Genomic DNA, 5,253 nt, shown 5'->3' with positions numbered 1-5,253 from the left:
GGGTCACGGCCACCCGCGGTCCGGCCGGGGACGGTGCCCGGGACCGTGCGGTGCGGCACCCGGTGCGGTTCAGTGGCCGGTGCGGTTCAGCCCGTGAGGTTCAGGGCCCCGGCGACGGCCCGGTAGGTGGGCAGCGGGTCGGCGTCCATCGGCAGCGCCTGGATGCACACGTGGTCGGCGCCCGCGTCGAGGTGGGCCCGCACCCCCTGCGCCAGAGCCTCGGCGTCACCGTGGACGGCGAGCTCGTCGATCAGCCGGTCGCTGCCGCCGTCGGCGATCTCCTCGTCGGCCCAGCCGAGCCTGCGGAGGTTGTTCACGTAGTTCCGCAGCTTCAGGTACGGGTTGTTCACGGCGGGACGCGCCGCCGCCCGTGCCCGCTCGGGGTCGGTGTCCAGCACGACCTTCTGCTCCGGTGCGAGCAGCACGCGGTCCCCGAGGACCTCGCGCGCCCACCGGGTGTGTCCGGGTGTGGTCAGGTACGGGTGCGCGGCGGCCGTGCGCTCGGCGGAGAGTTCGAGCACCTTCGGCCCCAGCGCGGCCAGCGCCCGGTCGGCCACCGGGACCCCGGCCTCGTCCAGTTCGTCGAGATAGGACACGATCGTCTCGTAGGGCTTGCGGTACTGCTGGGTCGCCTCGGGATGGCCGACCCCCACACCCAGCAGGAACCGGCCCGGGTGCCGGGCGGTGATGCGGTGGTAGGAACGCGCGACCGTGGCCGCGTCGTCGGACCACATGTTGACGATCCCGGTGGCGACGGTGAGGTGCTCGGTGGCGTCGAGCAGCGTGTCGACGATCTCCAGGTCGCCCGACGGCGAGCCGCCGATCCAGATGGTGCCGTAGCCGAGTCGCTCCACCTCGGCGGCCAGTTCGGCGTCGAGTCCGCCGGTCCATCGCCAGATCCCGATTGTGCCCAGTTTCGCGGTCATACCTCAGCCCAACACCGAGCGCGACTGATCGCATTCCCGCAGGGCCTACCATTCAGTAGGCTACTTCGAGTAAGTTCGCGTCCGTCCGACATGGCGACCGACCCGGCGATGGAGGCAGGCGTGGCGCGCGGAAACAGCAGGAACGTGCAGGACAAGGTCGTACTGATCACCGGCGCGGCGCGCGGGATCGGCGCGGGGCTGGCCCACCGTCTCGCGGCCGACGGCGCCAAGGTGGCGCTCGTCGGGATCGAGGCCGAGCAGCAGCGCAGGGTCGCCGAGCAGATCGGCCCGGCCGCGCACTCCTGGGAGGCCGACGTCACCGACTGGGACGCGCTGGGCAAGGCCGTCGACGGCGTGGTGGAGCACTTCGGCGGGATCGACATCGTCGTCGCCAACGCGGGAATCGCCACGACCGGGTTCGTCCGCTCGGTCGACCGGGACGCCTTCGAGCGGGTGTTCGAGGTCGACATGCTCGGCGTCTGGCGCACGTTCCGCGTGACCCTGCCGCACGTGATCGAACGCGGCGGCTACCTGCTGGCGATCTCGTCGTTCGCGGCCATCGCGCACGCGCCCGGCATGGCGAACTACTCCGCCGCGAAGGCCGGAGTGGAGGCGTTCTGCAACAGCCTCCGGGGCGAGGTGGCGCATCTCGGTGTCCGGGTCGGCGTCGCGCACCCGAGCTGGATCAAGACCGACCTGGTGGACAGCGCCGACGCGCACCCGGTGTTCGGCGAGTTCCGCTCGAACATCCCGGGACCGCTGGGCAAAACCTACCCGCTGGAGCTGGCGTTGGACGCCATCCGGGCCGGGATCCACAAACGCGCGCGCGCCATCCACGTGCCCCGCTGGGTGGGTGCGATCAAGCTGTTCCGCGCGGTGCTGCCGAAGCTGACCGAGATCGGCGTCAAGAGCCGGATCGCCAAGGCCGACGCGGCGGCCCTCGCCGACATCGAGGCCCGGGGCTCCCGCGAGGCGGCCGTCACCGGCCGTTCCGGCCGCGCCGCCACCACCGACTGACGGTTGTCCCGCCCGGGTGGTTGCCGTGAAGGACCCCTTCCCTGCGTGTGCCGCGGTGAAGGGGGCCTTGCCTGCGTGTGATGCAGTGAAGGAGTCCTTCACGGCACCACCCACGGTCACGACGACAGGAGGCACGAGACGTGTCACGGCGCGAACAGATCCGGATGAGTGCTGAGGAGGTCGCCACCTACCTCGCCGGGCAGCGGGTGATCAACGTCGCGACCCTGGGGCCCAACGGCAGGCCGCACCTGGCCCCGCTGTGGTACTTCCCTCGCGGGCAGGGGGTCGCGACGTGGACGTACGGGAAGTCGCAGAAGGTCGCCAACCTGCGCCGCGACCCGCACGCGACGGTGCTGGTGGAGTCCGGGGACAGCTACGAGGAGTTGCGCGGCGTCTCGATGGAGTGTGACGTCGAGCTGGTCACCGACCCGGAGGCGGTGACCGAACTGGGACTCGGCCTCACCCGCCGGTACACGCCCGGGGTCGACGAGGACGCGCTCGCCCGGGTGGTCTCGGCCCAGGCACCGAAGCGGATCGGCCTGGTATTCACCCCGACCAGGATCGTGAGCTGGGACCACGCCAAACTCGGCGGTACCTACTGACGCACGTCGACCCGGGGCCCCGGATCGTCGACTCGGCGTCCCGGCCCGTCGACTCGGCGTTCCTGGGTGGCGACTCGGCGTTCCGGGGTGGCGACTCGCGGGGTGGGTTTTCGGTGTGACGCATGTCATGCTGTCTCCGCGAAGGAGGCGCGCATGAAGACCAAGGCAGCGGTTCTGTTCGGCCCCCACCGACCCTTCGAGATCCGGGAACTCGACCTGGACGGTCCCGGCCCCGGGGAGGTCCTGATCCGGTACACGGCCTCCGGGCTGTGCCACTCCGACCTGCACCTCGTCGACGGTGAACTCACCCCGCGCTACCCGATCGTCGGTGGCCACGAGGGGGCGGGCGTCATCGAGGACGTCGGTCCCGGGGTCACCAGGGTCGCCCCGGGCGATCACGTCGTGTGCAGCTTCGTCCCGAGCTGCGGGCACTGCCGCTACTGCGCCACGGGCAGGTCGAGCCTGTGCGATCTCGGTGCCACGATCCTGGACGGTTCCCTGCCGGACGGGACCTTCCGGTTCCACCACGCCGGTGCGGACCTCGGGGCCATGTGCATGCTCGGCACCTTCGCCGAGCGCGCCACCGTCTCGGAACACTCCGTCGTCAAGATCGACGACTGGTTGTCGCTGGAGACCGCGGCCCTGGTGGGCTGCGGGGTCCCGACGGGGTGGTGCAGTGCCAACTACGCGGGCGGCGTGCGCGCGGGCGACACCGCGGTCGTCTACGGCATCGGCGGTATCGGCATCAACGCGGTGCAGGGCGCCGTGCACGCCGGTGCCCGGTACGTCGTCGCGGTGGACCCGGTCGGGTTCAAGCGGGAGACGGCGCTGAAGTTCGGGGCCACGCACGCATTCGCCACCGCCGACGCGGCCGCCGAGAAGATCGGCGAACTGACCTGGGGCCAGATGGCCGACCAGGCACTCGTCACGGTCGGTGTCGTGGACGAACAGGTGATCTCCGACGCGTTCGACGCGATCGGCAAGGGCGGCACGCTCGTGGTCACCGGACTGGCCGACGTGGACACGCTCACCGTGCACGTCTCCGGCGGCATTCTCACACTGTTCGAGAAGACGATCAAGGGCACGCTGTTCGGCTCGGGCAATCCGCGGTACGACATCGTCAAGCTGCTCCGGCTGCACGACTCCGGCGCCCTCGCCCTCGACGAACTCGTCACCAGGAGGTACACCCTCGACGAGATCAACGACGGCTACCGGGACCTGCGCGAAGGCCGGAACATCCGCGGCCTGCTCGTCCACGCCACGGACGATTCCGGCACGTGACCGCACTCCCGCCGCGCGGTGCCCGGGAACCGGTCCCGGCCGTCCCGAGCTACCGCGGGCGCGGGTGGTTCACCCCGACGGGGCGGGCAGCCAGGAACCGAGTACGGGCTTGAAGTCGCGCACGGTGCGCTCGGCGACCGCGCCCTCGACGTAGTACGGATCGGCGTCGATGATGCTCCGCAGGTGTTCGCGGTCGGCGGCCTGATACAGCGCCATTCCCCCCGTGTCGCCGTCCAGCGGCCCGGCGAGCGCCACAACCCCCTGCTCGGCCAGTGTGGAGAGGTACTCCCGGTGCCGGGGCCGCACGTCGGCGTACTTCTCCGGGACGTACCGCTGCTCCACCACGAACCAGGGCATGCCGCCTCCTCGTCTCCCGTATCCTCGGCGTACCCGGCGCCACGACGGCTCATGCCGCCGCCGGTGCCGCCAACCGCGTACGTTGGGAGCCGAGGTCGACAGCCAGATACGCTGTGTACTCCGGAGTCTCCCAGGACTCACCAGGCACCGTCGACGATGGGCAGGTTTCGATGCACGGCAGCGCCGAGCCCATGCGCCACCGCAGCACCGCACACGGGACGAACCCGCCACACACCGGGGCCGCGCCGGAGACGGCGCCCGCCACGCCCCCGGCACCGAACGGCTCCGCACCCGCGCACTCGCGTGCGGTCGAGCGCGACGTCGAACAGACGCTGGGCCACCTGCGCACCCTCGACGCACCGGTGCGACCCGCGCCGAAGTCGGGGCCGCTGACGTTGGAGGACCTCTACCGCCAGCACCGCATGCGTCTGATCCGGCTGGCGATCCTGTTGGTGGACGAGCCGGCCACCGCCGAGGACGTCGTCCAGGAGGCCTTCACCGGGCTGCACCGCAACTGGGGCAAGCTGCGCGACGCCGCCGCGGCCGTCGGGTATCTGCGCACCGCCGTGGTGAACGGCTCCCGCAGCGTGCTGCGCCGGCGCAAGACCGCCCGGGACTACGTGCCCCCGCACTCGGTGAACGCCCGTTCCGCCGAGAGCCTGGCCATGCTGTCCACCGAACACCAGGCGGTGGTCAGCGCGCTGTCGACCCTGCCGCCCCGGCAGCGCGAGGTGCTGGTGCTGCGCTACTACGGCGGACTCTCCGAGATCGAGATCTCGGAGGCGACGGGCATCTCGCGCGGCACGGTGAAGTCGACGGCCAGCCGCGCCCTGGAGGCGCTGCAGCGCGCGATGCACGAAGGCCGCCGCTGACCCCGGGCGAGGTGCCCGGGCGTGGATGGCGCCGGACCGGTCCCGACCACTAGGCTCGACCGATGCCCGCGCACGGCGACCACGACCTCGTTCTGACCGGGGGCCGCCTCGCCGTGCCCGACGCGGTGCTCGACGACGGCTGGCTCGCCGTGGCCGGGGACCGGATCGCCGGGGTCGGGACCGGGGAGCCGCCGACGG

The 5,253-nt window shown here is 71.6% G+C and carries 6 protein-coding genes; 4 read left to right on the top strand and 2 right to left on the bottom strand.

The window, feature by feature from the left end:
• Positions 1 to 86: 86 nt before the first annotated feature.
• A complete protein-coding gene (locus tag SACHA_RS0111920; protein WP_019809977.1) occupies positions 87 to 926 on the bottom strand; it encodes an LLM class F420-dependent oxidoreductase in 840 nt (279 codons plus the stop codon).
• Between the two features lie 90 nt (positions 927 to 1,016).
• Here SACHA_RS0111920 and SACHA_RS0111915 point away from each other — a divergent pair, with 90 nt between their 5' ends.
• From SACHA_RS0111915 to SACHA_RS0111905, 3 genes are all read left to right on the top strand, one after another.
• Positions 1,017 to 1,943 (top strand): SDR family oxidoreductase, encoded by a 927-nt coding sequence (locus SACHA_RS0111915; protein WP_019809975.1) that lies wholly within the window; start codon positions 1,017 to 1,019, stop codon positions 1,941 to 1,943.
• A gap of 140 nt (positions 1,944 to 2,083) precedes the next feature.
• Positions 2,084 to 2,545: a pyridoxamine 5'-phosphate oxidase family protein gene (locus tag SACHA_RS0111910; protein WP_019809972.1), complete on the top strand. Its 462-nt coding sequence runs from the start codon at positions 2,084 to 2,086 to the stop codon at positions 2,543 to 2,545.
• A 153-nt stretch (positions 2,546 to 2,698) separates the two neighbouring features.
• Positions 2,699 to 3,826 (top strand): NDMA-dependent alcohol dehydrogenase, encoded by a 1,128-nt coding sequence (locus SACHA_RS0111905; protein ID WP_019809969.1) that lies wholly within the window; start codon positions 2,699 to 2,701, stop codon positions 3,824 to 3,826.
• A gap of 69 nt (positions 3,827 to 3,895) precedes the next feature.
• Here SACHA_RS0111905 and SACHA_RS0111900 read toward each other — a convergent pair whose 3' ends face one another.
• A complete protein-coding gene (locus SACHA_RS0111900; protein WP_019809967.1) occupies positions 3,896 to 4,183 on the bottom strand; it encodes a YciI family protein in 288 nt (95 codons plus the stop codon).
• A gap of 170 nt (positions 4,184 to 4,353) precedes the next feature.
• Between SACHA_RS0111900 and SACHA_RS0111895 the strand changes: the two genes are divergently transcribed.
• Positions 4,354 to 5,055 carry an RNA polymerase sigma factor gene (locus tag SACHA_RS0111895; protein WP_019809966.1) on the top strand — a complete coding sequence of 234 codons (702 nt, stop codon included), beginning with the start codon at positions 4,354 to 4,356 and terminating at the stop codon, positions 5,053 to 5,055.
• The last annotated feature ends 198 nt before the right edge of the window (positions 5,056 to 5,253 follow it).

It is taken from the genome of Saccharomonospora halophila 8, from assembly GCF_000383775.1.
Classification (GTDB): domain Bacteria; phylum Actinomycetota; class Actinomycetes; order Mycobacteriales; family Pseudonocardiaceae; genus Saccharomonospora; species Saccharomonospora halophila.
The sequence above is the reverse complement of the archived record's forward strand: the minus strand, read 5'-3'. Positions and strand labels throughout refer to the sequence as shown.

Bases quoted from the DNA above. Each gene is read 5' to 3' on its own strand.
- SACHA_RS0111920 (WP_019809977.1), bottom strand. From the start codon at position 926: ATGACCGCGAAACTGGGCACAATCGGGATCTGGCGATGGACCGGCGGA.
- SACHA_RS0111915 (WP_019809975.1), top strand. From the start codon at position 1,017: ATGGCGACCGACCCGGCGATGGAGGCAGGCGTGGCGCGCGGAAACAGC.
- SACHA_RS0111905 (WP_019809969.1), top strand. From the start codon at position 2,699: ATGAAGACCAAGGCAGCGGTTCTGTTCGGCCCCCACCGACCCTTCGAG.
- SACHA_RS0111900 (WP_019809967.1), bottom strand. From the start codon at position 4,183: ATGCCCTGGTTCGTGGTGGAGCAGCGGTACGTCCCGGAGAAGTACGCC.
- SACHA_RS0111895 (WP_019809966.1), top strand. From the start codon at position 4,354: ATGCACGGCAGCGCCGAGCCCATGCGCCACCGCAGCACCGCACACGGG.